This window comes from Acinetobacter sp. 24-47-67, from assembly GCF_056779735.1.
Map to the genome: position 1 here is coordinate 1 of NZ_JBWYIK010000037.1, position 432 is coordinate 432.

The window sequence follows — 432 nt, forward strand, 5'->3', positions numbered from 1 at the left end:
TCGGCTAAACCTAGGTCACGTGTACACGCCAATGCTTGTGCTGCAAACGCTTCGTTCAGCTCAATCACATCCATTTGCTCTAGTGTTAAACCTGTTTGTGCTAATAGTTTTTTAATCGCAGGTGCAGGACCAAAGCCCATAATGCGAGGTTCAACCCCAACGGTGGTTGCACCAATCACTTTGGCACGAGGTTTTAAACCATATTTTTCTACAGCTGTATCAGACGCAATCAGAATCGCAGCAGCACCATCGTTAATGCCTGATGCATTACCTGCGGTTACTGTACCGTCTGCTTTTACAACAGGTTTTAACTTGGTTAACGCTTCTAAAGTGGTTGATGCACGAGGATGTTCATCTTTTGCCACCACAACCGCATCACCTTTACGCTGTGGAATAGTCACAGGCACGATTTCTTGATCAAAGAAACCACGT

At 45.4% G+C, this 432-nt stretch carries 1 protein-coding gene; it reads right to left on the bottom strand.

Features of this window, described 5'->3' with window-relative positions:
• Nucleotides 1-432 (bottom strand): thiolase family protein (locus AC1M9K_RS14555; protein WP_481589646.1); only part of this gene is annotated, 432 nt, incomplete at both ends.